Genomic DNA, 24,852 nt, shown 5'->3' with positions numbered 1-24,852 from the left:
GGAACTCCGCATCGCCTTCTACTCTCGGTGGTGCAGAGGCTATCTTTGCCGTTCGCATTAGCTTATACGCAAGGAAACGTCAGTCATGTCTACTGTCCATCGCAACGATCAAGAACTCCGTCGGATCGAAGAACTCCATGAACTCCGTGCCATGGGTGTGGAGCCATTCCCGGCTTCGTTTGACCGCACGCATCACGCCCAGCAGATCCTTTCTGCATTCTCAGACGAGCGTCCGGATGAGATGTCCGCCATCTCTGTGGCAGGACGTATCATGGCGATGCGAAAGATGGGCAAGGCAACGTTCTGCCATATCCAAGATGTAACGGGACGGATTCAGATCTACCTCAAGAAGGACGACCTCGGTGACGTGTATGATCATCTTCGTCTCTTTGATATCGGAGACATCATCGGTGTTGAGGGCTATGTCTTCCGCACACGCATGGGAGAGATCAGCGTTCATGCTCGTACCCTCACACTCCTGACAAAGAGTGTTACACCCATTCCGGTAGGGAAGGAAGAAGTAGCTGAGGACGGCACTGTTACGCGTTATGATGCTATTGCCGACAAGGAGCAACGGTATCGCAGACGGTATCTCGATCTCATTGCCAATCCGCAGATCAAGGACACCTTTGTTAAGCGTGCCCGCATCATCTCCACCATGCGTCGCTTCTTTGATGAGCGTGGATGGCTCGAAGTAGAGACACCTATCCTGCAGCCTATCTACGGCGGAGCAACAGCACGTCCGTTCGTCACCCATCACAACGCATTGGACGTTGAACTCTATCTCCGGATCGCTGATGAGCTCTATCTCAAGAGACTCATCGTAGGGGGCTTTGAAGGTGTGTATGAGATCTCCAAGAACTTCCGCAACGAAGGCATGGACAGGACGCACAATCCAGAATACACGGCCATGGAGATCTATGTGGCCTATAAGGATTATGTGTGGATGATGGAGATGACCGAACAAATGATCAATACGATCGTGACGGAAACCTGCGGTTCCGAGACGGTGGTGTATCAGGGAACTACTCTGTCGTTCGCTGCTCCATTCGCTCGCGCACGCATGTTCGATCTCTTCGACCAGCATACCGGTATGGATCTTCGCGGACTCAGCCGCAATGAGCTGCTGGCAGCAGCCCGCAGCCTCAAGGTTGATGTGGACCCTGCTGCAAGTGCCATGAAGATCCTCGATGAGATCTTCAGCGTCCTAGTTCAGCCCCATCTCATCCAACCTACGTTCGTTATGGACTACCCAGTAGAGATGAGCCCTCTTGCAAAAGCCCATAGAACAGAGAAGGGGCTTGTTGAACGCTTCGAACTATTCGTCATGGGTAAGGAAGTAGCAAATGCCTTCTCAGAGCTCAATGATCCGCTTGATCAACGTGCGCGGCTTGAAGAGCAGGCCCAGATCCGTGCTGATGGAGATGATGAGGCCATGGTGGTTGACGAAGACTTCCTGCACTCGATCGAGGTAGGTCTTCCACCAACGGCGGGTTTGGGCGTGGGAGTCGACCGTTTGGTGATGCTGCTCACGGACAACGATTCCATTCGCGACGTACTCTTCTTCCCGCAGATGCGGCCGGAGAAAATCGTTGCGGCCGATTCCGCTTCCGGAGAGTGATCCTTGGGCTACACACGCATTGATGGCGAACCTGCGCCGTTGGGATCTCGCATAGGACTCCGACAGATCATCATCCACACGTTGCTCTTCGTTGCAACATTCGTCACGTGTATGATGGCGGGCGCCCAGTGGATGATGAAGGACCCCTTCGTCATTGAGAATTGGGCGTTCGGTCTAACGTATGCAACGTTGGTGATGACGTTCCTTGGAGCGCATGAGTTCGGTCACTATTTCGCTGCCCGCGCTCACGGTGTTGATGCTACGTTGCCATACTTTATTCCGGTGCCATCTACGATCATGCTCTTTGGTACGTTCGGAGCGGTGATCCGAACGAAGACACCGATCAGATCCAAGAACGTCCTCTTCGATATCGGCGTGTCCGGCCCACTAGCCGGATTCGTAGTCTGCCTGACGATCCTCCTGATCGGTATCGTCACGCTGCCCGGACCGGAGTTCCTGTATGAAATGCACCCGAACTATGCCACCATCGAACGTATTCCTGAATCAGGAATGACCTTTGGTGATACAATGCTTTTCGCAATGCTCAGAGAGGCCTTCTCTGGTTCCGTAACGCTGCCGCCGATGAACGAGATGTACCACTATCCATTCCTCTGCGTTGGGTGGTTTGGCCTGTTCGTTACCGCGCTGAACATGTTGCCCTTTGGACAACTCGATGGGGGACACGTACTCTACGCGCTCCTTGGTGATAGGCAACGCACAGTGGCGCGCACGCTCTGGTGGGTGCTCTTTGCCTTTGCCATTCTTGCCATGCTCAACATTGTTCATCTCCTGCTTGCTGAGTCATATGCTGAGACATGGATCATGTGGATGCAGACCTCCATCGACCCAACTCTGGGCCGGATGATCTCTGCTGCGCCATGGCTCTTCCAAATGGGCGAATTGTGGATCTTCTGGATGCTGCTCGTACGGTTCATCATCAAGATCGATCATCCCCCGCTTCAGGAGTCGGAACCACTGTCGAAGGGGCGACGCATCGTAGGATGGGTGGCAATCGCTATCCTCATTTTGAGTTTTTCGCCGCGAGCCATCTACATCGTTCCATGACCTCACGCCAGCACACCGTTATCGCTACGGTTCTCGTTATCCTTGGCCTCTATGTAATGAGGCTCACGTCCGTAGAGATCCAGCCAACGCCGGAAGGGATCATTGCAGTGCGTGGTGAAGGTGTTGTACTCTTCGATCAATGGGGCATTGGCCTCTCTGCACCCTTGACCACGTGGGCAACGGCACTCGGGATCCGTGCAGTTGGTGCTACGCCCCTTGCCGTACGATGGTTCGCCATCTTCTCCGTCCTTGTTGCAGCAGTGATGACCTACCTGGTTGCCCGCAGATCGCTGAACTTCCAAAGCTCGGTGTTGGCGATGGGCGTGGTTGGTTCGAGTTTGCCGTTCATCACCTACGGACGTCAGGCCAACGATGTGATTCCGTTCGTAGCATGTCTCCTGCTAGCTCTGTGGGCAACACTGAAGATCCGCGACAAGAATCCGATGCTAACAACGATCGGAGTTGGTGGGTTGCTCGTTGTCGGATTGTCGGGTGTTGCATTGTCCATGCCTTTTCAAGCCCTGCTCAGCAGTGACCTCTCAGTTACAGCAACGGGGCCTCTTGATGTAGTTCTGCTGCTTCTAGAAGCAAGCCCATTTCTTGCAGCAGCGATCTTATGGTGTGTGGTGCTTGTGTTCAGGCGTGAGCTCCTTCCGACACGTGCACAACCGGATGTGTTGGTGTTAAGCGTGTGGCTCGTAGTTGGGTGCTTGCTTCTTGCCGTTTCGTCGATACGTTCGGCACTCACAATATCCTACGTAATAGCGCCGGCGGCGATCCTTGGTTTGCGCGCCGTTGAACAGTTCAGAGAGTCTCGACGTATGGGGCTTGTCATTGCGCTCTATTGCGTTGTGACACTTTCCTCACTGTGGTTTGTGATCACGAGTGTGCTCCATCTAGAGCAGACGCAAATGCTGATGGTGCTCGTTGCTGCTGCTATCTGCGGAGTAGGGCTGGTCGGTCTGATCGTTATGCGTTCGCAGAAACGACGGGCCACAATGGCCGTTCGACTCTACAAGCCGGTGATCTATGGATCTGTGGCACTTACGGCAGTGTGCGCAGCATTCGTAGTGATGAAGGGGAGCCCTTCGGCCATCAGCGGGGGGCGTGCCGTGGCATCTGCCCTGCACGAGGACACGTTGGCCGTGCACTCCTTCACGTACCTCTACCATGCTCGAACGGCTGCCGACGCGTTCAATGGACAGCTCGCTTGGTATACGAATGGTTGGATGACGGGGTGGAAGTCAGGCTATAGGTACGTGCCAACGGCAATGCCACCGAACACTGTTGATGAATCTACTGTGAGCTCTGTCCGCGGGGCATCATGGATCGTGTACTATCATCCGGATATCAATGAGGATGAGCAAAAGATCGTTCGTCGTTTGCTCATCAGTCAATATTCCGCGCACGTGGAAACACCGCACTACACACTGTATCGAAACCGCTGACCGCGTTAGGTGCTAGACGCGAATTGAAGAGCATGCAAACGAGCATACACGCCGCCTTTTGCGAGCAACTCAGAATGTGATCCTTCTTCTGCGATACGTCCGTCATCGAACACCACGATTCGGTCTGCATTAACGATGGTAGACAGGCGGTGAGCAACGATCACTGCTGTCCGATCCTTGAGCACATCATCGATGGCATCCTGAACGAGGCGCTCTGACTCTGTATCCAGCGCGGAGGTGGCCTCATCGAAGAGAAGGATCTGCGGCTCGCGATACAACGCACGGGCAATGGCCACGCGCTGACGCTGACCGCCGGAGAGTCTCATACCGCGGTCTCCGATGATGGTCTCATATCCTTCCGGCATAGCGGAGATGAATTCGTGTGCATGGGCGATCGATGCAGACTGGCGAACCCGTGCATCATCCGCGTCCGCATCGCCAAGACTGATGTTGTTTCGCACCGAATCATTGAAAAGAATTGTCTCTTGGGAGACCACTCCGAACATATGTCGATACGTTTTCAGATCAAGCTTGCGGATATCCGTTGTGTTGAGTTCGATCGATCCGGTTTGTGGGTCGTAGAATCGCAGGAGCAGATCCAGCATTGTCGACTTTCCGCTTCCAGACGAACCCACCAACGCAACCGTCTCCCCCTTATTGATCGTAAAGGAGACATCCTTTAGGACCTGGTGAGCCCCATACGTGAAGTTCACATTGCGTACATGGATCTCCGGGGTAAGGGGCGAAGCATCCACCGAACCTGACGTGATAAGTGGTTCTTCGTCGAGCACGGAGGCTACATTGGCACCGGCGGCGATCCCTCGTTGCATCTGTGCAATGGTATTGACGATCACGCTGATCGGCTGCATCAGACCAAAGAGCAAGAATAGGAAGGTGACCAGATTTGAGGGAGTGATGGCTCCGCTCGCTCGTTCCATGCCTCCAACGTAGAATACACTTACGAGTGCGAGAATGCCGAAGGTGTCGTTCACCACCGGGATGAGACCCATAACGCGCGTGTTCCGAAGTGCCCGTTGAACATAACCGGCTGTTTGATCTGAAAAGCGTTTGATTACATGAGGCTCTACGCCCATGCCCTTCACAACACGAATGCCAAGCACAGTTTCTTGAAGAGTTGAGGTGTAGTCTGCCTGTGCGGCCTGCATTCTGGAGCCGTACGTGCGAAGCATTTTGGTGAATGATCGAATGAGGAGAAGTCCGGCTAGAGCTATGCCAACGGAGATCAGCATGAGTTTCGCGCTGATCATCAACAGGAGCACAAGGTAGATGACGAGTGTCGTTGCCTCGCGCCAGAGGGTGGTGACAGAGTTCACCGTGGCGTGATTGAGAACGCCAACATCATTCGTAAGGAGGGAGATCACATCGCCGGTCTTGCGACGTGAGAAGAAGTCCATGGACTGCGAGGTGATGTGCACGAATAGCGTATCTCTGATACGCTTCATGATGCCTTCTTCGAGTCGGGTGGAAACGATGTTGCCGATGTACTTCGTAAGTCCCCGAACAACGAAGAGTCCAAAGATCACGAGGCTGATGTTTTGGATCGAATCGTAATAGTCCGGCGCAACAAGGATCGATGAGACCACTTCATCGAACTTGGCCTTCAGACCCGAAGCCACTGCCGGAGTCGCAGAGGCAACCGGAGACGTGCCGCCGAACAACGTGCGGAACACCGGTTCCACGATTGCTAGCACAAGGGCATTGGCTGCTGAGAACAGCAGGTTGGCCAACGTAGAGAAGAGGATTAGCTTCCAGAACGGTCGAACGAAGGGAAAGATCTTCGTGGCAAGGCTGCGCGCAGTATAGTCGCTTGGTTCAGGCATAAATCAAGTTACTCAGTTACTCAGTTACCAAGTTACATAGGTACATCGTTACGGGTATTGGAGTAACTCTGTAAATGCGTAACTCTGTAACTGTGGTACTAGTGGTGTAACGAACGCTCATAAGACGCAGAATAGGTTCGAATCGCGTTTGCGAGGGATTGAGCAAGTGCAGATTGACCTTTGGATGAGGCTAGATATTCGGCATCGGTGGTGTTTGAAAGAAAGCCTGTTTCAACCAGGACGTTAGGCATAGAGGCTCCTACCAGGACGAAGAAACCAGCTTGACTCATCCCGCGATCGGCCAACGGTGTTTCTTTCTTTACTTCCTTTTGTATCGCAGAGGCAAAGGACTCGCTTAGACGAACAAAGCTGCGTTGAGCCATCGTTGCGATGATGATCTGATCCTCAGTCATGCCGGAATAGCGCTGTGTGGACCGTTCGAACTTCACGGACGCATTTTCGAGCGAAGCAACTCGAGCAGCGTCGTTGTTCCTGCCCGGACGCAGGATGTACGTCTCGCAGCCATGGGCTGGGTGTGGTTTCGTTGGCATGCTGTTGCAGTGAATGCTCACAAACAACTTGCCCCCTGACTCATTAGCGATTTGGGTGCGTTTGTACAGTTCGATGAACACATCGGAATCGCGGGTCATGACCACCTTTGTCTTCGGAAGGATCTCTCGAAGCCGATCGCGGAGTTTGCGTGCGATAGCAAGTGTCACGGTCTTCTCGTAGACGCCATTCACACCCTCTGCGCCAGCATCCTGGCCTCCATGGCCGGCATCGATGACGATCACATCCAGTGACCACTTGCCTTGACCATTATTCGGAGTCTGAGTATCCTCTTTCACGTCTGAAAGGGGGCGTATGGTGCAAACAAGATCGCGTTGACCATCGCGGCGAATGGTCATGGTGTCCGTAGGTGCGCATCGAAAACGCAGGACAAGAATGTCGCGAATACGTTCTGCCGTGCACTTCAAAGGAGTAGCGGACGCGCTACTGTCCACCGCGCCTGGCTCCATGGTCGTTGCCGGCAGCCGCAGAATAAAGCCATCTGACGTACGCTCCGGTCTCTGAAACGATGTGATCGTGCGGGCTGCACGAATGCGCACGTTCGAGCTGTCGGGTCCAACGGAAGCGCGGATCATCGTGATCACAGTGGCCTCCTTCTGCGCAGCGTTCGAAGAAGGGAACGGAGACGCGCAACAAACTGCAAGGGCAACCACCCAACGCAAGGTCAGACTAATCAATCCAACCTCTCTTGCGAAAGATGACGTACATCGTTGTGGCGATCGTAATGATGAGTGCGATCACTGCAGGGTAGCCCCATGCTGTATGGAGCTCCGGCATGAACTCGAAGTTCATGCCATAGAGGCTTGTGATGAACGTGATCGGAAGAAAGATCGTACTGATGACCGTCAATACCTTCATCACTTGATTGAGTCGTGCTGAGCTCACAGAGAAGTAGGCCTCCATGATCGACATCGCGAGTTCCCGACTCGTGTCGACCTGGTCTGCGATGCGAACAAGGTGGTCATAGACGTTCCGGTAATAGACGGATTCGGCCGGTGAGATCAGGGCAAACTCGCCACGAGCAAGTCTGTTGACGATCTCGCGTTGATAGACCACGTCCCTGCGAACTTTTTGGAGCAGCCGCTTTGTCTCGAGAATGCGCATCAAGGTAAGGTTGCCCGGCGACTTGAAGACGAGATGCTCCAGCTCTTGTACACGATCCTCAAACACGGAGACCAGCGGCATATAATCGTCCACAAGATCGTCGAGCAGAAGGTGAAGCAGATAGTCTGGACCACGTTTCATGATGTGGGTGTTGCGCCCACATGACGACTGCAGCACCTTGATGCCATCGATTTTCCCTGCATGATGTGTGATCAGGACACGTTCGCTGATGATGATGTTCAGTTGTGCTTCGGTTGTCAGCCGTAGATAGTTCGCCGCATCAGTTGTGTTGATATCGGGGGCGATCAGGGCATGCATGATGACGTATAGGTAGGTACCTAGGTCATCCACCTTCGGATGGTGAAAGTCCTGATCATCTTCAGAGCTCAGAGCATGGCGAATGTCTGAGATCACGAGTTCGTGAACCGGAAACCAGCTTTGAAGAACGAGCTGTTCTTCTTCGGGAGTGGGATTTGAGAGGTCTACCCAGATCATTTCGTCTTCTTGGAGCAACGACTCCGAGTGCGCCAGAAGCTGGTCGGGCGATATCACCGTGGTCGCATCGTTGCGATACAGATGGATGTCGATCATCAGATACGGCCATTGAAAGGTGAACTCAGTTAACTTTGCGCCTTCAAACTTACCATCGGCAGGGCATGCGTAAACAACTTCCAGTGCAAGAGATCGAGATCACGGTTGATGCGATCGGTTTCGAGGGCATTTCCATCGGACGGATCGACAATCTTGTGCACTTCGTTGCAGGAGCATTGCCCGGAGAGCGGGTGCGTGCTCGTGTGACGGGGAAAAAGAAGAAGTTCATCCAAGCTGAGACGATAGAGGTCTTGGTGGCGTCCCCTGACCGTGTAGAAGCCCCGTGCCCTCATTTCGGTACGTGCGGTGGCTGTAAGTGGCAGCATCTAGCCTATGCTCAACAGGCACAATGGAAGCGTCAGCATGTGGTTGACGCGTTCGAGCGGCTGGCACATGTCCCCGTAGGATCCATCAAGTCAACCTTGGCCTCTCCCGAACCGTTCCACTATCGGAACAAGATGGAGTTCTCCTTTGGTGCGTCGAGCTGGCTCACACGAGAGGAGATCGAAAGTGGGAAGGAGTTCGATACGCAGTTTGCACTTGGTCTGCACGTGCCCGGTCGATTTGATAAGGTCCGTGATGTAGAGCATTGTCTGTTGCAGTCCACCGTTGCTAATTCGATCCTCGCGCATACTCATGCCTGTGCAGACACCAACGGCATACGAGCATATCACCAGCGATTCCATGATGGTTTTGCCAGACATCTGGTGATCCGCTCCAGTGCCGCAATGGGTACAGTGATGACAATACTCATCACAACAACGCCGACCGAGCAGGCACATGCAGACTTCATCGAAGCATGGATGTCATTGTATCCAAGCTTGCCGGAAGGCTCCTCCATGATCCACGCGGTAAACGACTCATGGTCGCCGGTGGCCGTTGGTGAGATCAAACGCACTCTCGGTCCCGGATATCTTGACGAGGTGTCGCATGGCATCACCTATCGCGTGTCTCCATTCTCCTTCTTCCAAACGAACACACAACACCTGCCGGCTCTTGTAGAAGAAGCCATGCAGGGGGCAGGCATCACGTCTGCGGATGTTGTGTGGGACCTATACTGCGGAACAGGAACGCTCACATTGCCGGCGGCACAGCGTGCAAAGCATGTTGTTGGGGCCGAGCTTTCTGCCGGTTCCATTGCAGATGCCCGAGCCAATGCCGAGCGCAATGGAATTACAAATGTTGAGTTCCACACGGTTGACCTGCATGTGCCGTCAGCATTGGATGTTCTGCGAGGTTTTCCCACACCCGATGTGATCCTCATCGATCCACCGAGAAACGGAATGCATGAACAGGTGGTGCGTCACCTCATGGCCGTTGGAGCACCTCGTATCCTCTACGTGAGCTGCAACCCTGCAACGATGGCACGTGATTGTGCGATCCTGCATGAGATGTACGATGTTGAGGTGATCACGCCTGTGGATATGTTCCCGCAGACATTCCACGTAGAGGCCGTAGGCGTCTTGGTAAAGCGTTAACGAACCACACCAAAGCCCTCGATCACCGAAGATGCGAAGGTTGTCATCCGCAGGAAGTAGGTGCCTTGTGCGATGTTCGGGAGGTTCATCGTGCGCGTGTATGTTCCCGCTTGAAACTGCTCGTTGTCTACCACGGTGGTGATAGGGTTGCCAAACAGATCGATCACATCGATGGTTACAGGAGAGGTCTGTCCAACGGCAAAACTGACGTCGTGTGATCCGGGCCCGAGCAGTGGAGAACCTTCGATGTAGGATATCCTGTCCTCGATCGGGATCTCTTTGTACGGTGCTGCATTGAGTCCCATCAATTCTGCGGCAGCACGGGCAGACGCGATATCAGATGAGAGCATTGTGTAATCTTCACCAACGGCGATCACGAAACACACTTGTTTGCTCTCTCCCGGTGCAAGTGAAAACGGTCCGGCACCAATGATCGTTGAGACGTCTGTGATGCGTGAGTTTGCGCGCCGAATGCCCCCTGACATCGTCGTCCACTTTTCGGCACGGAGGAAGTGATCGTAGATACTAGGTGAGGAAACATCACCATCGTTGTCTAGGGCAAAGAAGTTCATCGGAAGGGGCGAGATCATCGCCACTCCAACGGATGGAAAATCCGGACGTGTGGTGTTTTGGATCAGACCGATGCCCTTGCTTCGATCAAAGGCACATCCATTGTTGGAGCCGGAAGGCCCGATGTCGAAATCATAGAACTGAGAGACAAAGAGGTCGCGGATCACGGTGTCGACGCGATTGGTAACATCAAGTGTGATGAGCAACGTCCGTTTCAGCGAGTCCGCTGTCATCGCATAGACGTTTTGCGTGATCGACAGCCCAATAGACCATGGGTCATAGATGTCAGAAAACGCCGTGACGATACGGGATCCATTCGGAACACTATCTGTGCGTAACTCAGCGATCCGAAGCGGATGGAAAGACGTGTCCTTGATGTCGGTCTGTGCGCCACGGGCTACGTTCGGCAGATCTCGCGGCTGCACTCCAACCATGAGAGCCCCTTCAAAAAGAAGGCTTGGTCCGCCCTTGTAGGACAATCCTACGCCTTGAACGTTCGAGGGGTAATCATTGTATCCGATGTTCCCAATAGAATTGACAGTGGCGGCAAGGTAGTTCACATCGATCGTGCGATAGGTTGGGTTGACCACGGCGGTGATCATCTGCCTGCTGACGAATTGTGAGCTATCGGTGATCGTCACCATCAAGCGCAGCTCACCATTGAAGGGGATGTCTGATGGAAGATCAATGAGGACATCTTCTGCAAGGGTGACTGTCTGTCCGTGTGCGAGTGGGCCCACAACGATCGAGTCCGTAACGATCTCGGGTTGGAAGGCAGCGGGGGCCGGCGTTACATGCACAACACAATGTGACAGCGGTTCAAGCTCATTTCGAATATCCAGCGAGAGACGAATGCGTTCATTGGGTTCGAAGAAGCCATCTTCATCCGCATCGGTGAACGTGGACCTAATCACCGATACCCAACGCGGGGAAGACTCGGAAACAGCTTTCAGGGCATTGACGCGACCGATACCATAAAGCCCCATAAAAATGCGATTGAGAGTGTCGACGTTGTCACAGGTCGACATCACAACAGCGCGTGTCTCATCCGGTGAGTAGTCCGGGAATCGCAGTCGAACCATCGCAGCCACGGCTGCGGCTACAGGCGAAGCCATGGATGTACCGTTGAGGTAGTCGTATCGGTCGCCCGGGACAGTTGAATAGATGGTAAGTCCCGGTGCGCAGACATCCACCGAGCTATGACGATTCGAGAAATAGGTGAGCTGGTCGAGTTCGTCAGTTGCCGTTACCGAAAGTACCTGTGGATAGGCCGCGGGGTAGAAGGCCATGTTCACACCGTCGTTACCTGAAGCGGCAACGATCAATGAACCAAGTGTTGTGGCTTCTTCGATCACCGTAACATCGGCAAAGGAGGGCGAACCGCTTCCGAAGGAACAGTTGATGATGGAAGCGCCCATCGATGCTGCATAGAGTATGCCATCGGAGGATCGTCCAACTGTACTCGAAAACTGATCGTCATACCCGATCTTCACCGGCATCACGCGGATGTTCTTTCCAACACCGGCAACACCAATGGCGTTGTTGATGACCGCAGCAACGATGCCGCCAACGTGGGTTCCGTGGAGATTCCCTGGCAGTGGTTCGTTGTCCGGTGTTCCGTCTGCACCAAGGAAGTCCCAGCCATACCAATCATCGGCGAACCCATTGCCATCATCATCGAGGTTGTTGAACCGCTTGTCTTGTTGATTCGCATCAAGCCCCATTTCACCACTATTTCGCCACACATTGGCACCGAGGTCCACATGTGCTGTGTCGATCCCCGTGTCTACGATGCCAACAACGATGGTCTTGTTGAGAGGAAGTACGTCCCACGCATCAATAGCCCTGATGAGCGGTAGATGATACTGTAGTCCCACATCCGGATCGTTTGGCATCTCGAGGAGATGATGTCGAGAAAGGGGCTCTGCAACTTGTACATCAGGAAGTGAAGAGAGTTTCCGGGCAAGGTATGCAGGGTCCACATCAGCCTCGTACTTCACCACCATGATACGAGAGATCGTTCGGTCGGGGGTTTGACGAATAACGGTGTGATTCCGCAGCGCATGTGCTCGATCAACAGCGGTCAGTGTTGCATCAAGGATATAGGGTGTGGTGGAGTGTGCACCAACTAGCGGCGTTAGGTCCGTGATCGGGCCTCTACGGCCTGCCGCTTGCCATGCGAGGAAGGACGGCGATCCCGATCGCCAGGTGATGACAACGGTCCGTGGCTCTACGTCTGCCGCAGAGACAACTGAACAGAATGCTGCGATGAAGGCAAGGGAGAGAGTAAGGGAACGGAGCATAGGACGTAAGACAGACAACCTAGGTGAGATGTTACCTTATCGACCATTCCACGAGATCCTCTTCCGCATGAGCCGTTCTCCGCCGAGACGCACTTCCGCGATGTACTCTCCCGGAACCGTGGGCTTGCCCTTCTGGTCTCTACCGTCCCAGGTTATCGTGTAGGCGCCAGGTGCTTGAATTCCCTTGAAGACGGTCTTCACGTTGATAGCCTGTGTGGAGTAGATGACGATCTCTACTTCGATCGTCTCATCCACAACGTATCTGATGACCGGGCTCACATCCTCACCAAAGCCAAAGACCTTGGCGATGTCACCGAGATTGATCTGCATGTTCCCGGTTCCCATCGGATAGAGCAACACGCCCGGAACGTACATCGCATTTGCGATAGTGAGCTGGTATTGCGCTTGTTCTTGCGGTGACGGCTGAAGGATCTTCGCCGGGATGTTCATCGTGTTGTTGATCTGCTCCCAGATCGAGCGCGGACGTTGCAGTTCGGCGCTGTAGCGAAGCGCGGTTGAGGTCTCCATGAGCGACGTAGCAAAGCGGATCGATGCAGGGATGCGAAGAGCCAATGCAGCCGCATACATGCTGTCTTGTTCGGCAGAAGACCTGCTGCGCACCTGACCCGGGATGGCGATCCGACCGTTGTCGCCCAGCGAGTCTACCGTAAGGAACTCAGCAGGGGAGAGAACGCGGGGTTGAAGGACAACACTGCCATCACCGTCCTGAGCCACAGCATAGCTGAATGCCCCAAGAAGGATGAGAACGATCGAAATCGATTGGCTGTGTAGCGTCATAATGTCCGAAAAATACAGAAGCCGTCGAGATGGGTCACGACGGCTTCGTTGATATTCGCGTGTAGTTGTGCTGGTTACTTCTGCAAGGCAGACTTCTGAGCGTCCTTGAGCATGTCACCAAGGGTCACACCGGGCTGTTGCGGAATGGCAACGGATTCACCCCGATGTCCACGGTCCCCACGATCACCACGGTCACGTCGATCACCACGATCACCACGATCACCGCGATCACCGCGATCTTGACGGTCGCCGCCACCATAGCGTCCTTCATCCTGCTGCGTGCCGCCGATCGTTCCGTCTTCACCCTTCATGGCAAGGATGAGCGAAGCGTTTTCAACGTTGAGGTCTACAACCACGCATGAGACATTGTCGCCAACGTTCATCGGTGCCTTTGCACCCCGACCCACATTGATGATCTTCGAACGTGGCATGAATCCGTCGAACGCGTCATTGACGCGGACAACGGCGCCCTGGGTGCGGATCTGCTGCACGATGCCTGACGTTTCTGTTCCGATAGGCATGGTTGTAGAGAGAGTGAGCCATGGGTTCTCGAGTGTTTGCTTATACCCGAGAGCAAGCTGGTGCTTCTCTTCGTTCGCTGAAAGGATCTCTACTTCGATCTCTTGACCAACGTTGACAACCTCCGATGGGTGCTTTACACGTCGGGTCCAACTCAGCTCACTGATACGAAGAAGACCTTCGATCTTGGGAGCAACCTGAACATAGGCGCCGAAATCTGTTATACGGCGAACCGTTCCTTTTACGCGCTTTGCCGTTGGATAAGCTTCGTTGACACCCTTCCATGGGTCTTCTTCGTGTTCCTTGTGCGAGAGTGAGAGCTTGCGCTTCTCACGGTCCACCTCAGCCACGGTCACCTTCAGCTTGTCGCCCTTCTTGACCACGTCCGCCGGATTCTCTACGCGCGTCTTGGAAAGGCGAGAAACGTGCACTAGACCTTCCACGCCACCAATGTTGACGAAGGCGCCGAACGGAGTAACTGAGGATACAACGCCGTCATACACAGCGCCCGGCTGAATGGCAGCCCAGAAATCTTCGAGGAGAATATCGCGTCGGGTAACAACGGCAGACTTATAGCCCGTATCGTCCGACTGCAATTCGTGCACCTTTACACGCACTGTTTGCCCGATCAGACCATTGAGTTCTTCTTCAGGGACGTTCTTGCGGACGCCGAAATGCGATGCTGGCAAGAAGATCCGAAGACCATTGAACTCACCACGAAGTCCGCCCTTCACGCGCTCAGCGATCGAAACATCGAATGCTGTTCCCGCAGCCTTGAAGCCTTCAAGGATCGCATACGCTTCATCGCGCTTCTTGCGTTCCTCTTCTTTGTGCTTCCGCTCCTCTTCCTTTTTAGCAGCGTTCGCGGCTGCTTCAGCGGCTGATTCTGGAGTTGGCTCAGGGGCGGCTTCAGCAACTGCTTCAGCGACTGGTTCAGCGACTGGTTCAGCGACTGGTTCAGCGACTGGTTCAGCGACTGGTTCAGCGACTGGTTCAGCAACTGCTTCAGCGACTGGTTCAGCAACTGCTTCAGCGACTGGTTCAGTAACAGCTACAGGCGCTGCTTCAGGTGCTTGTGAAGGCGTTGCTTCGGGTGCTGCTTCAGCGGCTGCTTCAGCGTTCGGCTCGAGGTCTGGGTTCTGTTCGGACATATGCGGAAAATGAGAACGGGGAGTGATAGAGATGCTCACCCAGCGGGTGATCGCGTTCCCGGGATGGACGATCCATTACGGGACTGCGAAGATACAGGCAAAATCCACTCGTACAAGCCCGTGTGTACGCGCGGGAGTATTATGTCAGCATAACTGCCGGTAGGGTGTGGAGGGTGTTGGTTTGGGAAAACCGACTTTGGGCCGTATGTTTGTCGGCTCTAACAAGAGACACTTCCCTCATCCTGCCGTCAGTCTTGGACGCTAACGGCTGCGTATTGCATCCATAGGAGTTCCACATGAGTGTTCGTCGCCTGTACGAAACAACCTACATCCTCAACGCTGCGCTTGAAGATGCCGACATCGACGCGATCGTAAAGCGCGTCAACGATTTCCTCGAAGAGAACGGTGCCCAGATGGTCGAACTCAACAAGATGGGACGTCGTCGCCTGGCCTATCCGATCAAGAAGAAGTACAACGGATTCTACGTGTACTTGGCATTCGATGCCCCAGCAGAGGCCCTTCCGCTTCTGGAGAAGTTCTTCTTCCTCGAAGAAGGCGTGATGCGTCATCTTATTCTGCAACTCGATCCAAAGCTTCGCGAGTTCCGTAAGGTCCGTGCAGAAGCTCAGGCCATTCGTGCTGCCGCCATGGCAGAAGCCGCGAAGACCGGCATGCCGATCCTTTAAATCACTCCGAACCTGGTCACGATCATGAAAATCATCCTTCGACAAGACGTTGAGAGCTTGGGCCACATCGGCGAGATCGCCACAGTGAAGGCCGGATATGCTCGCAACTACCTGATCCCGAATCAACTCGCCTACGTGGCAACACCTGGCGCTATCCGCTCGCTTGAGACGGAAAAGAAGCAATATGAGGGCCGTATGGCCAAGGCGCGCACACATGCCGAAGGCATCGCAGCGCAACTCGCAGAGCTTCAGATCACCGTCCCTATGCAGGTTGGCGAAGAGGGTCGCATCTTCGGTTCCGTAACCGGACCGATGATCGCTCAAGAACTTGAACTCCGCGGATTCACCGTGGATAAGCGGAACATCATCATCGACGAGCCGATCAAGACACTTGGCATCTTCGATGTAAAGGTGAAGCTCCATACCGACGTTATCGCTCCTCTCAAGGTGTGGGTCATCGGTCAAGAGTGATCTGGATATTCTGACGACTTAATCCAAAGCCCGTGCGAACTCTCGCTCGGGCTTTGTTGTTTCTGGATCATCATGAACACAATTATCCTGGCCGGCGGCTCGGGCTTTCTCGGCCGTCACCTCGCTACCGCCTTCCGTCAAAAGGGCTTCTCCGTAATCACAGTCTCTCGGAGCGTCCAACGAGGTGGAGATGGCTCAACCATCACCTGGGATGCCTTACCAGGCGTTGTGGATGGGGCCACAGCCGTGATCAATCTTGCCGGCAGCAACATCGGCGGTAAGCGCTGGAGTAATGCCGTTCGCCACGAGATCCTTCAAAGTAGGCTCGATGCCACGCGCAAGATCGTAGCCGCTATTCACGCAGCAGCAAAACCTCCGGCTCTCATCAACGCCTCGGCTGTTGGGTATTATGGGAATACCTACGTGCCGTGCAATGAAGCCATCCCGGCCGGACAGACATTTGCAGCCCAGGTGGTAGACAAGTGGGAACACGAAGCCCAAAAGGCGGCAGACGTCACGAGAGTAGCTATCCTACGCGTTGGAGTGGTCCTGGATGCAAAGGAAGGGGCTCTCCCTCGCCTGTCACTCCCGATGAAACTCTTCATTGGGGGCCCTCTCGGAAGCGGACGCCAGTGGTTCCCGTGGGTCCACCGAGACGATGTGGTCAATGCCTTTGTATGGGCTGCTACAACGAGCGATGCCTCAGGTCCGTACAACGTTGTTGCGCCGGAAGATGTAACAATGCGTCAGTTCGCGCGCGAACTCGGACGCGTCCTCCACAGGCCGTCGTGGCTTCGAGTTCCTGAATTCGTTCTACGACTCCTGCTTGGACGTCAGGCAGACATCGTCGTACACGGCCAACACGTTATCCCAATGCGCCTGGGAGGAACGACGTTCCGTTTCCTGTACCCAACCCTGAACGAGGCGTTACGGAGAATTGGTTAAGTTGCGAGTCTCCACAGATGAACATTACCAGGCAGGAATACCTCAAATGAGCATTGAAGTTGTGATGCCCAAGATGGGCGAATCCATTCAAGAAGGAAAGATCCTTCGATGGGTGAAGAATGTTGGTGAAAAGGTTGAACGTGATGAAGTGATCCTTGAGATCTCTACGGATAAGGTGGACACGGAAGTTCCGTCTCCTGCATCTGGTGTGATCTCGCAGATCCTCTTCGCCGAAGGCGATACGGTTGAGGTAGGGAAGGTCATCGCCATCCTTGGTGATGGAGTGGCTGCATCAGCGCCTGCTCCGGCGGCTGTTCCAGCGCCTGCAGCAGCACCTGTTCCAGCGGCTGTTCCAGCGCCTGTAGCAGCGCCTGTTCCTACTCCCGCATCCGGTGGAGAGGTGGACGTAGTGATGCCAAAGATGGGCGAGTCCATCCAAGAGGGTAAGGTTCTTCGCTGGGTGAAGAAGGTTGGAGACAAGGTTGAGCGTGATGAAGTGCTCCTAGAAATCTCCACGGACAAGGTGGACACAGAAGTGCCATCACCAAGTGCAGGCACGCTTGTTGCCGTCCTCGCAAATGAAGGAGACGTCGTTGAAGTTGGCGCAGTTATCGCTCGCCTTTCATCTTCAGTCCCATCTTCAGTCCCATCTTCAGTCCCATCCCCAGTCCCATCCCCAGTCCCATCCCCAGTCCCATCCCCAGTCCCATCCCCAGTCCCGTCTTCCGCCTCAGCCCCAGTCCCGCGACAGTCAGGTGCACGGTTCTATTCGCCCCTTGTACGAAGCATTGCATCTGCTGAGAATATCAGCGTTGCCGAGCTTGATGCACTGCCCGGTACCGGTCTTGAAGGTCGCGTTACGAAGGCTGATGTGCTGGGATATCTCTCGCGCCGTACTAATGGTACAGCAGCAGTCCCATCCCCAGTCCCATCTTCAGTCCCATCTTCAGTCCCATCCCCAGTCCCATCTTCAGTCCCATCCCCAGTCCCATCTTCAGCCCTCACCGGTGGCGACAGCATCATCGTCCCGATGGACCGTATGCGTCAGCTCATCTCCGAGCACATGACACGTTCGAAGCAGACATCTGCACACGTGACCAGCGTTGCTGAGGCAGATGTCACAGGAATGGTCAAGCTCCGTGAGAAGTACAAGGACGCCTTCCTCAAGCGCGAGGGGATCAAGCTCACCTACAACCCATTCTTCGGATGGGCAGCCTGTGAGGCAGTGAAGCTATGGCCTGGTATCAATGTGAGTGTTGACGGAAAGAACATTATTCAGCACCGCAGAGTAAACCTTGGCATGGCAACGGCCCTGCCTGATGGTAATCTCATCGTCCCTGTGATCAAGAGCGCAGAGACGCTGAACATCACCGGCATTGCCCGCTCGATGAACGATCTTGCCAACCGCGCACGGACAAAGAAGCTTACGCCTGATGATATCTCCGGCGGCACCATCACCGTTACCAACGTTGGCTCATTTGGGTCGCTCTTTGGAACTCCGGTGATCAATCAACCACAGACCGCCATCATCGGCCTCGGTGCTATTCAGAAGCGTCCGGTGGTTCGTGAACTCGATGGCGAAGACGTGATCGTTGTTCGCAGCATGGTCTACCTCTCCATCACCTACGATCACCGCGTGATCGACGGTGCCTTGGCCACGCAGGCACTCGCTGCAATGTGCAGAGCGCTTGAAGGCATCAACGAGAGCACCGTTACGCTGTAACACAATACGCTAAGTAGAATCTCACAAGGGGCACGGTATCCGTGCCCCTTTTTCGTTTGTGGTGAGCCCCCTAGATGGGATCCATATTGAAAGGATCTGATCTTATGTCGTATACAATCAAACTTGGCTTGGCGATCGTCGGCGTCATCTTGACCCTTGGTGCGTCCTTTGCACAAGAAGACGAGTTAACTCCAGTTAGGTCTCAGAAAGGATACAAGTTTTTCGACGTGAGCGACTCATCGACGGTTTTTGCTGGTCCCAAAAACGTGATGATCCGTGATGCGATTACAGGTGATACCATGATAACGTGGACAGTATCGTATGAGATCAAAGGACTTTGCCTGCCGTTGCATAAACGTGGAGTTCTACTGCTCGCTACTGAGACCACATCTACTGAGACTATTCTGTTCGTCTATGAATATTCGGACGAAGGTGATCTTGAAGATGTCGATACGTTCACTGTTGCGGGGAAACTGAAGAATGGGGAGACGAGAAGTGAACTTATGTCAATAAGTCGAAGCGGAAGATACATCTTCACTTCGGGCAATTACATCTTGGATCGTGAAACCGGGGTCTGTACCTACCGTAGAGAACTCGGTTCTGGGTCTATTCGGCATGTGAGTTTCAACAGAGAGGAGACTCTTATGTCGTACCTATCTGGCTTGCGAACCTATGGCATACGTGGAGGTGTCTACTTTTGGAGAAACAATGGTTGCATATCAATGGATTCAACTACACAGTCCTGCATCAGATATGTTCCCACAGAAAATGAAAATGAAGTGCAGCAGTTCATACCCTTCACGTCGGAATACTTGGTTGGGGGTATTTCCTATGACTACTGTTCGGGGCAAGAACACAGGCGATTCCCAGAGACACTTGCAGGAATCGTTTGTGATAACGGATTGAAAACAGCAGGCTATGAGCCACCGCCCGCGGGTGTCGATGGTACGTGGTCATTTGTTCTGACGGATATCGAAACTGGCTATAGGCAGTTGATCAAAACCGGAGCTTGGGTTGATCCGGTATATAGCGCAAGTGGCCTTCCATACAATTCGTGGTTCAAGGTGTCTCCGTCCGGACAGATCGTTGCAATGCGTGATACAGCAGTGCACATCTTCAATGCAAGAAGTGTAGCAGGTAGCAAGGTCGCATCAACGAGAGCGTTTCAGGGGCACTTTACCGAACGGACACCGATACCGTTGGCATCTTGGGCTGTGCCAATCAACTCTGATAGGAAGGCAACAGTTCTCGTAGATGGAAAGGAACTGAAGGCAGGATTGTTTTTTGGAACTGCTGGAGTGCATCACGTTCAACTGCGAGTCTCGGATAGGAAGGGGCTGGTCATGGAATTCGACACACTTATCACGCTCCATGAGCTACCAAGCCTCGATAACGCTTTGTGGACTATGCGAGTTGGAGACTTGAACAATTTCGACCTTTCTCCTTCAGGACTACGAGTGGTTGCATCGGGGTTCGCAGACGTTGTGATTGATGTCGACGGTGATAGTCTGATCTTTGGTGAGAAACTCCAGTCTGAACTCCGCATGGCTGATCGGGTGTCGTTTATCACGGACAATACACTGTTGTTTAGCAAGTACACGTCCGGGACTACAACGTCAAACGAAACCGTTTTTGTTCGCTGGCATCACAGACTGCTGTGCCTCGAAGGTCCAATCTGGGACACTGTAGTTCAGGAAGTTCATCTCAACGAAGTTGAACAAGGGACAATAATTCGATTCCTTCGAAGTGTGGATCGTCGGTATGGACGAGCACTACAGTTTAAGTCCACCGTGGATGACTACTTCACGAAGACGGAAGAGCTTTGTTTCGATGACTCTGGCATCTCAACGAGAAATGTATGCCACGGAATTCCAACCTCAATAGCGATCGATCCTATGAGGGATAGACCGCTTTCTACGGGAGCAAAGCTGTTGGTTAAACCAACATCTCCAAGCGTTTGGTACATGGACGGTAAGACCGGTGAATGCCAAGACACATTGTCGATCCCTGCCGACCCAATGATCTTCGTAGAAGAGGGTCGTTATCTGTGGTCGGGAAAGGGCATCTATAACGGGCGCACCGGCGAACTCATTCGCTCACTAAAGCTGCCAAGCAATGTTCAGGCTGTGCCACAAACAAGTCTTGTCATCGCAACTAGTACTGCTATCGCCTTTGATGCTGATTCAACATATGAACTGGATTCCACCACCTTCATCTTTCTTCATTCCTCCACGGGAGATACAGCGGGAAAAATTGACTTTAGAAAACGTCTATCTGCCCCCGTGTTTGACACATTGGGACAGAAGATGCTTGTGAAAAATTCGACTGATAGCGTATTGCATATTCTCAACGTAGCGTCTCTGTTGAAGAGCGTTGGGCTTGACACATTCTACGTCAACACTCCGCCACCTCATGTGGATCCTCCATCAGACGACGATACAACGCAAACCCCTGATACCGTCTTTAAAGATCTAGGCGTTCCCACCCATCCAAATCCTGAAGTCGATTGGGTGGAGTTTATGTTTGATAGCGAACACCCCGAGCCACAAAATTTGAATGTGTTCAACGAGATAGGCAGTACCGCACTCGCCACAAGAATTGATCCTGCTACTACCCGGTATCGCTGGAACCTCCTTACCTCCTCCGGTCAACGCATCGCCCCCGGCATGTACGGCTTCCTCCTCCGCACCCAAGACGGACGCGTCCTTGAGTCCGGGACCTTCATCGTCGCTCCCGAATAAGATCTGATTGACCTTGGTGAGCCCCTTGATCGAAGAACACCCTTGTTAAGGTTTTGTCAAGGTGCGAGAGAGTTGGTAGGGGGCGATGTTGCATGAGAAAGGAAGTCAACATGAAGCAACTACTTGTTATTGCAATAGTCATACTGACTGCAGTTAGTCAGAGTCAATCAAAACAACAGGTGTTGGACCCGTCTTGGAGTATTACGCCGCCATCTGGTTTCTCATATTCCAGTATCGGAGTCCAATCATTTGCAATGACCCGTGCGGATACTTTACGTATCCATTCAAATGAACACGGTACGTATGAATGGAGTGCTGTGTTGCCACAGAGCATCCACGATACATGGCTAATCAATAATCGAACAAATGACTCGATCCTTGTGGTTGCATTTGATACCATCCAAACAAGCAATGGCGCTCGAGCGGAATTCGTGTTCTTTGGTGTGAATGAAAACAGGGTACATCAGATCTGTAGAATTCAGTCAGACGATTCCTTGCTCTTGAAAACGACAAAACTGCCACTATCCATCCTTAGTGCTAGTGCTTCAGGCAGATATGTTGCTGTGACGCTTTGGGACGGCATGTATGGGTCTGCAATCGGATTGTTTGATCTCAAGGAAGCAAGAATGGCAGTCGTGCCGGAAACAGTTGAAGCAATGTGTTTCTCTCCAGACGAAACAAAAATGATTACGTACACCTCATATGTCTATTTCGGAGGACGTACTAATCCATATGTAACGCGAAATATTCTGATCCCAACTAACTTGGACTCTTTGCGCTATGGTAGAAACATTGGTGGTCACTACGACTGTCTTGCTGGATTCACTCCAGCAGGCTACATCTACTGGGCTGACCAGGTGCGCGATAAGAATGGGTCAAAAGCAATCTTAAGGTTGCCAATGCTCATTAGTGGGATGTTGTTGGCTGATGGAATCCATTCGGTTGCAATACCAATCACGATGAAGAGAGACTCATTGATCGAGATCTATGATCTTTCACGAGGAGCGATTGAGTGTAGGCTTGGTGAGACTCAGTCTTCAGTCAACAATGTTATGAAGTCGTGGGGTGTGTCGGATAGAGGTGTTGTTGTCTCGCAGAACGCAAATGGGAAAGTAGTTGGACATGAGTTGCCAATGAAGTGGGATACCACTGTCATCTTTAAGAATGAGGTGCCAGATACTGTGAAGGAGCACCATGTCGTTCGAATTCGTGCTGCAACTCTCCCAATTGACCCAACTAACCTGATCGAACTAGTTGTTGATGGTGAATTGGCTGAAATACAGCCATATGTAAGTCTTTCACAGGGGAGCCATGTGATAGCCATCAGAGCAAAGCATGGTGACAGCGTGATCGGAGAAGTAGAAAGCCAAATTGAGGCGCGCGCAATACCTCCAAGTGTACACTCGCTATGGATTGGATCAATTGATAGTTTGTCATCGGCCTCAATCAGTCCAGGCGGACGAAGGGTTTCTATGAATGGTGCACTTAAAGTCGTTCAAGATGTGGACGAGGGATCGCTGAGCTTGATCGACACATATCCAATCGTCGAGAACCAATTCACATCAGATTACTATTGGCGAGCTGGGAAGACTGCTTGGGCAGGAGAAGACTGTCCGGTATTCATTGAGTTCACGGAGCAGACGTGGATAGGGAGTCAAGGAGCATATTGGCATGAACTGTACACCAAGAGTCAATGGTATAGCCTCGAAACAGGTGCAGGGCAATCGAGCCAGTTGCGGGAATATTCAACGGATTTTGAGCCATTCATTGAAAGTGGGCTCAATGTTATCGAAGTGAAGGAACGAGGTGCAGTATACATTCAAGGGTGGAACCAAATCGATGAGTTTGCAGGAATCAGACTGACTGTTGGTAACGTGAATCTGCAAGATGGCCTGCTTTATGAAATCGACTTCTGTGGAGAACGAACCTCGGGCTCTGGGCATCCACGTCGGGCTGAACTTGCATTAAGTGGTGGTCCCCGTTCAAGCTGGTCAATAGACCCAAATAGCGTTTCGATTGTAAACTCGTCTACTGGCACCTGCACGTTTCAACTACCTAGGTCCAGTTCTCGACTCACCTATGCTTCGGATGGAGAATATCTCATTACTGATAGCGTTGTATATGAAACGAAGAATTGGACCATCGCGGGCATTCATCACCATTCGGGTATTTTTCAATCTATACCCCATAAGAAACTGGTCATTGGAAGCAATGGCGCGAATAGCTTAAACTTCTACACACTACCATCTTTCGATTCAGTCGGAACGTATGCTGCCGCAACAATGCTGAATGACATAGACATTGATACATCCGGGAAACGCTTGCTTCTTCATAGAAGGGATGGATGTGTCGAGATTGTCCATCTCGATTCGATCCTTCAAGACTTGGGATTGTTAGGTATGGTATCAGGGGTATCAATCGAGCAATACCAGACAGAAACACATTGGGTCAAGCTTTCCCCTTTACCAGCAAGATCATGGGCGAAAATTGCCTTGGATTGTCCCTTGGACACTGATGCAGTGATCCTCATCTCAAATTCAATGGGTCTCAGCGTTGGTTCTACTCTTTTGACCTCAGGCAAAACTGAGTTCACGTGGAACCTCCAAACCTCCTCCGGTCAACGCGTTGCCCCGGGCATGTACGGCTTCCTCCTCCGCACCCAAGACGGACGTATCCTTGAGTCCGGGACCTTCATCGTCGCACCCGAATAGCTTAGCAAGTCAAGGTGTTGTCATGGTGCACAGAAGGTTGTAATCGGCGATGTTGCAATAAGCAGTGAGAATGACCTACAAATGAAAACAAGTATGCCTACCAAATTCATTTTCGTACTCGTGGTTGTTCAGCTCATGTGGGTCGTAGCACTACAGGGCCAATCGACAACTATCGCTCCTTCGTGGACAGTGCAAACTCGATCAGGTGCGCATGTTCGAGTTGGAGATTCAGTTGTTGTGGTTGCCACAAAAGACTCAGTAATTGTGTTTGAGGCCGCCACAGGTGTACGTCGGTTTGCATGGAAGCCAGGAATTGATGTTTGTGGTCTCGCACTCGAGTCAAAGGGTAGCGCTCCAGTATTGTCAACCTTACAGTTCCTCCCAAGTCGCGCAGTTGCGTATCTCCGATACTATTCTTTGAGCGGCGCGCTTCGAGACTTGGATTCATTTGAAGTTCAGGTGCCGTTTGAATCTGACAAATTAATGGGGGGAATAAATGCGATCAGCGCCTCTGGT

The 24,852-nt window shown here is 52.8% G+C and carries 16 protein-coding genes; 10 read left to right on the top strand and 6 right to left on the bottom strand.

Annotation, left to right across the window (positions count from 1 at the left end; genetic code table 11):
- Positions 1–85 precede the first annotated feature (85 nt).
- Genes lysS through IPI29_05340 form a run of 3 tightly spaced genes read left to right on the top strand, consistent with a single transcriptional unit; the run spans position 86 to position 4,134 of the window.
- Positions 86–1,621 carry a lysine--tRNA ligase gene (gene lysS, locus IPI29_05350; GenBank protein MBK7411961.1) on the top strand — a complete coding sequence of 512 codons (1,536 nt, stop codon included), beginning with the start codon at positions 86–88 and terminating at the stop codon, positions 1,619–1,621.
- Positions 1,622–1,624: 3 nt separating this feature from the next.
- Entirely contained in the window at positions 1,625–2,686 is a 1,062-nt protein-coding gene (locus IPI29_05345) for a site-2 protease family protein (protein MBK7411960.1), read from the top strand.
- Positions 2,683–4,134, top strand: a complete 1,452-nt coding sequence (locus IPI29_05340; GenBank protein ID MBK7411959.1) for a glycosyltransferase family 39 protein — start codon at positions 2,683–2,685, stop codon at positions 4,132–4,134. Before IPI29_05345 ends, IPI29_05340 begins: the two co-directional genes overlap by 4 nt.
- A gap of 5 nt (positions 4,135–4,139) precedes the next feature.
- On the opposite strand, the gene IPI29_05335 is transcribed toward IPI29_05340, so the two are convergent.
- From IPI29_05335 to corA, 3 genes are all read right to left on the bottom strand, one after another.
- The gene (locus IPI29_05335; protein ID MBK7411958.1) at positions 4,140–5,975 is read right to left on the bottom strand and encodes an ABC transporter ATP-binding protein; all 1,836 of its coding nucleotides are present in this window, start codon (positions 5,973–5,975) and stop codon (positions 4,140–4,142) included.
- Between the two features lie 98 nt (positions 5,976–6,073).
- Positions 6,074–7,222, bottom strand: a complete 1,149-nt coding sequence (locus tag IPI29_05330) for an N-acetylmuramoyl-L-alanine amidase (protein MBK7411957.1) — start codon at positions 7,220–7,222, stop codon at positions 6,074–6,076.
- Positions 7,215–8,240 carry a magnesium/cobalt transporter CorA gene (corA, locus tag IPI29_05325; protein ID MBK7411956.1) on the bottom strand — a complete coding sequence of 342 codons (1,026 nt, stop codon included), beginning with the start codon at positions 8,238–8,240 and terminating at the stop codon, positions 7,215–7,217. The genes IPI29_05330 and corA overlap by 8 nt, the downstream gene beginning before the upstream one ends.
- A gap of 65 nt (positions 8,241–8,305) precedes the next feature.
- Between corA and rlmD the strand changes: the two genes are divergently transcribed.
- Positions 8,306–9,718 carry a 23S rRNA (uracil(1939)-C(5))-methyltransferase RlmD gene (rlmD, locus tag IPI29_05320; protein ID MBK7411955.1) on the top strand — a complete coding sequence of 471 codons (1,413 nt, stop codon included), beginning with the start codon at positions 8,306–8,308 and terminating at the stop codon, positions 9,716–9,718.
- Here the strand turns inward: rlmD and IPI29_05315 are convergent.
- The 3 genes from IPI29_05315 to IPI29_05305 all read right to left on the bottom strand — a co-directional run bounded on the left by IPI29_05315 (position 9,715) and on the right by IPI29_05305 (position 15,059).
- Positions 9,715–12,591, bottom strand: a complete 2,877-nt coding sequence (locus IPI29_05315; protein ID MBK7411954.1) for a S8 family serine peptidase — start codon at positions 12,589–12,591, stop codon at positions 9,715–9,717. The genes rlmD and IPI29_05315 overlap by 4 nt on opposite strands.
- A gap of 36 nt (positions 12,592–12,627) precedes the next feature.
- Positions 12,628–13,389, bottom strand: coding sequence for a hypothetical protein (locus IPI29_05310; protein MBK7411953.1), 762 nt, complete (start codon positions 13,387–13,389; stop codon positions 12,628–12,630).
- 74 nt (positions 13,390–13,463) lie between these two features.
- Positions 13,464–15,059, bottom strand: coding sequence for a 30S ribosomal protein S1 (locus IPI29_05305; protein ID MBK7411952.1), 1,596 nt, complete (start codon positions 15,057–15,059; stop codon positions 13,464–13,466).
- Positions 15,060–15,355: 296 nt separating this feature from the next.
- On the opposite strand from IPI29_05305, the gene rpsF reads away from it, so the two are divergent.
- The 6 genes from rpsF (at position 15,356) to IPI29_05275 (ending at position 24,336) form a co-directional block, all read left to right on the top strand.
- Positions 15,356–15,745 carry a 30S ribosomal protein S6 gene (gene rpsF, locus IPI29_05300; GenBank protein ID MBK7411951.1) on the top strand — a complete coding sequence of 130 codons (390 nt, stop codon included), beginning with the start codon at positions 15,356–15,358 and terminating at the stop codon, positions 15,743–15,745.
- 24 nt (positions 15,746–15,769) lie between these two features.
- On the top strand, positions 15,770–16,216 hold the full coding sequence (locus tag IPI29_05295) for a 50S ribosomal protein L9 (protein ID MBK7411950.1): 447 nt from the start codon (positions 15,770–15,772) through the stop codon (positions 16,214–16,216).
- 72 nt (positions 16,217–16,288) lie between these two features.
- On the top strand, positions 16,289–17,161 hold the full coding sequence (locus tag IPI29_05290) for a TIGR01777 family protein (GenBank protein ID MBK7411949.1): 873 nt from the start codon (positions 16,289–16,291) through the stop codon (positions 17,159–17,161).
- Between the two features lie 46 nt (positions 17,162–17,207).
- Positions 17,208–18,884, top strand: a complete 1,677-nt coding sequence (sucB, locus tag IPI29_05285; GenBank protein ID MBK7411948.1) for a 2-oxoglutarate dehydrogenase, E2 component, dihydrolipoamide succinyltransferase — start codon at positions 17,208–17,210, stop codon at positions 18,882–18,884.
- Positions 18,885–18,988: 104 nt separating this feature from the next.
- Positions 18,989–21,625, top strand: a complete 2,637-nt coding sequence (locus IPI29_05280) for a hypothetical protein (protein MBK7411947.1) — start codon at positions 18,989–18,991, stop codon at positions 21,623–21,625.
- 110 nt (positions 21,626–21,735) lie between these two features.
- A complete protein-coding gene (locus IPI29_05275) occupies positions 21,736–24,336 on the top strand; it encodes a hypothetical protein (protein MBK7411946.1) in 2,601 nt (866 codons plus the stop codon).
- Positions 24,337–24,852 lie beyond the last annotated feature (516 nt).

Source organism: Ignavibacteria bacterium, assembly GCA_016707005.1.
In the GTDB taxonomy this organism is placed as follows: domain Bacteria; phylum Bacteroidota; class Ignavibacteria; order Kapaibacteriales; family Kapaibacteriaceae; genus UBA10438.
The sequence above is the reverse complement of the archived record's forward strand: the minus strand, read 5'-3'. Positions and strand labels throughout refer to the sequence as shown.